This is a genomic window from Ignatzschineria sp. RMDPL8A (genome assembly GCF_029815055.1).
Taxonomy (GTDB): Bacteria; Pseudomonadota; Gammaproteobacteria; order Cardiobacteriales; family Wohlfahrtiimonadaceae; genus CALZBJ01.
The window spans coordinates 2501-5631 of record NZ_JAPPWA010000003.1; the positions used below are offsets into that span (position 1 = coordinate 2501).

Sequence of the window (3131 nt, forward strand, 5' to 3'; positions counted from 1 at the left end):
AGAAATATCTAATCCCTATTATATGGTCAAGTGAATAAGCGTACATGGCGGATGCCTTGGCGATTACAGGCGATGAAGGACGTGTAAGTCTGCGAAAAGTTTCGGGGAGCTGGCAATAAAGCTTTGATCCGGAAATGTCCGAATGGGGAAACCCAATAGAGTTAAATCCTCTATTATCCACATCTGAATACATAGGGTGTGAGAAGCTAACCTGGAGAACTGAAACATCTAAGTACCCAGAGGAAAAGAAATCAATTGAGATTCCCATAGTAGTGGCGAGCGAACTGGGAGTAGCCGACAAGTATTAGCCAACGATGTAGAAGAATGACCTGGAAAGGTCAGCCGTAGTGGGTGATAGCCCCGTATTTTAAACGTCGTTGGTGGAACTAGGCTTGTCAACAAGTAGGGCGGGACACGAGAAATCCTGTCTGAAGATGGGGGGACCATCCTCCAAGGCTAAATACTCGTAATCGACCGATAGTGAACTAGTACCGTGAGGGAAAGGTGAAAAGAACCCCAGTGAGGGGAGTGAAATAGAATCTGAAACCGTGTACGTACAAGCAGTGGGAGCCCTTTTTAGGGTGACCGCGTACCTTTTGCATAATGGGTCAGCGACTTACATTCTGTGGCAAGCTTAACCGAGTAGGGGAGGCGTAGGGAAACCGAGTCTTAATAGGGCGTTTTAGTCGCAGGGTGTAGACCCGAAACCAAGCGATCTACCCATGGTCAGGCTGAAAGTTAGGTAACACTGACTGGAGGGCCGAACCCACTTCTGTTGCAATAGAAGGGGATGAACTGTGGGTCGGAGTGAAAGGCTAATCAAGCTTGGAGATAGCTGGTTCTCCTCGAAAGCTATTTAGGTAGCGCCTCATGTAATTTACTTCCGGGGGTAGAGCACTGTTTCGGCTAGGGGGTCATCCCGACTTACCAAACCGATGCAAACTCCGAATACCGGAAAGTATTATCATGGGAGACACACGGCGGGTGCTAACATCCGTCGTGGAAAGGGAAACAACCCAGACCGCCAGCTAAGGTCCCTAAATTATCGCTCAGTGGTAAACGATGTGGGAAGGCATAGACAGCTAGGATGTTGGCTTAGAAGCAGCCATCATTTAAAGAAAGCGTAATAGCTCACTAGTCGAGTCGGCCTGCGCGGAAGATTTAGCGGGGCTTAAGCGATATACCGAAGCTGCGGATTTGATACATAGGTATCAAGTGGTAGGGGAGCGTTCTGTAAGCCGTTGAAGATGGACTCGTGAGAGCCGTTGGAGGTATCAGAAGTGCGAATGCTGACATAAGTAACGTTAATGGGAGTGAAAGACTCCCACGCCGAAAGACCAAGGTTTCCTGTTCTACGTTAATCGGAGCAGGGTGAGTCGGCCCCTAAGACGAGGCAGAGATGCGTAGTCGATGGGAATCAGGTTAATATTCCTGAACTCTCGTATCATGCGATGGAGGGACGGAGAAAGCTAGACCAGCTGGTGATTGGTATACCAGTGTAAGCCGGTAGGCAGAGATCTTAGGCAAATCCGGGATCTTAATGCTGAGAGGTGAATGCGAGGAGCCTACGGGCTCCGGAGTGGTTGATGCTATGCTTCCAAGAAAAGCTTCTAAGCTTCAGTGATATGAGAACCGTACCCCAAACCGACACTGGTGGTTGGGATGAGAATTCTAAGGCGCTTGAGAGAACTCGGGTGAAGGAACTCGGCAAAATGGTACCGTAACTTCGGGAGAAGGTACGCCCTTCTAGGTGAACGCCTTGCGCGGTAAGCTTGGGAGGGTCGCAGTGAAATGGTGGCTGCAACTGTTTATCAAAAACACAGGACTCTGCAAACACGAAAGTGGACGTATAGGGTCTGACGCCTGCCCGGTGCTGGAAGGTTAAATGATGGGGTTAGCGTAAGCGAAGCTCTTGATTGAAGCCCCAGTAAACGGCGGCCGTAACTATAACGGTCCTAAGGTAGCGAAATTCCTTGTCGGGTAAGTTCCGACCTGCACGAATGGCGTAATGACGGCCACGCTGTCTCCACCCGAGACTCAGTGAAATTGAAATCGCCGTGAAGATGCGGTGTACCCGCGGCAAGACGGAAAGACCCCGTGAACCTTTACTATAGCTTTACAGTGGATTTTGAATCTTTTTGTGCAGGATAGGTGGGAGGCTTTGAAACCATGACGCTAGTTGTGGTGGAGCCATCCTTGAAATACCACCCTGAAATATTTGAAATTCTAACTTCGACCCGTGATCCGGGTTAAGGACATTGTATGGTAGGTAGTTTGGCTGGGGCGGTCTCCTCCGAAAGAGTAACGGAGGAGCGCGAAGGTACCCTCAGCCCGGTCGGAAATCGGGCTATTGAGTGCAAAAGCATAAGGGTGCTTGACTGAGAGACAGACACGTCGATCAGGTACGAAAGTAGGTTTTAGTGATCCGGTGGTTCTGTATGGAAAGGCCATCGCTCAACGGATAAAAGGTACTCCGGGGATAACAGGCTGATTCCGCCCAAGAGTTCATATCGACGGCGGAGTTTGGCACCTCGATGTCGACTCATCACATCCTGGGGCTGTAGTCGGTCCCAAGGGTATGGCTGTTCGCCATTTAAAGTGGTACGCGAGTTGGGTTCAGAACGTCGTGAGACAGTTCGGTCCCTATCTGCCGTGGGCGTTGGAAATTTGAGGGGAGCTGCTCCTAGTACGAGAGGACCGGAGTGGACGTATCACTGGTGTTCGGGTTGTGATGCCAATCGCATTGCCCGGTAGCTACATACGGACGGGATAACCGCTGAAAGCATCTAAGCGGGAAGCCCACCCCAAGATGAGATTTCCCTAAGGGTTTAACCCTTCTAAAGGTCCGTCGAAGACTACGACGTTGATAGGCTGGGTGTGGAAGCGCAGTAATGTGCGGAGCTAACCAGTACTAATTGACCGTGAGGCTTGACCATATAATAGGTCTTAGACAATTTCTACTACAATTAACATGATAACTTGCTATTATAACCAACTAATCTAACTTTATTCGCAATGGGTGCTCAAAGAAGCATCCCCTGCAAACCAGTTTTCCTGGAGACCAGAGCGATATGGTACCACCTGATCCCATCCCGAACTCAGCAGTGAAACGTATCAGCGCCGATGGTAGT

Annotated in this window: 2 rRNA genes; both read left to right on the plus strand. The window is 49.8% G+C overall.

What is annotated here, in order from left to right:
• Positions 1 to 24: 24 nt before the first annotated feature.
• Positions 25 to 2936, plus strand: a 23S ribosomal RNA gene (locus tag OXI21_RS09760).
• A gap of 117 nt (positions 2937 to 3053) precedes the next feature.
• Positions 3054 to 3131: ribosomal RNA gene (rrf, locus tag OXI21_RS09765) — 5S ribosomal RNA — on the plus strand; the annotation flags it as partial.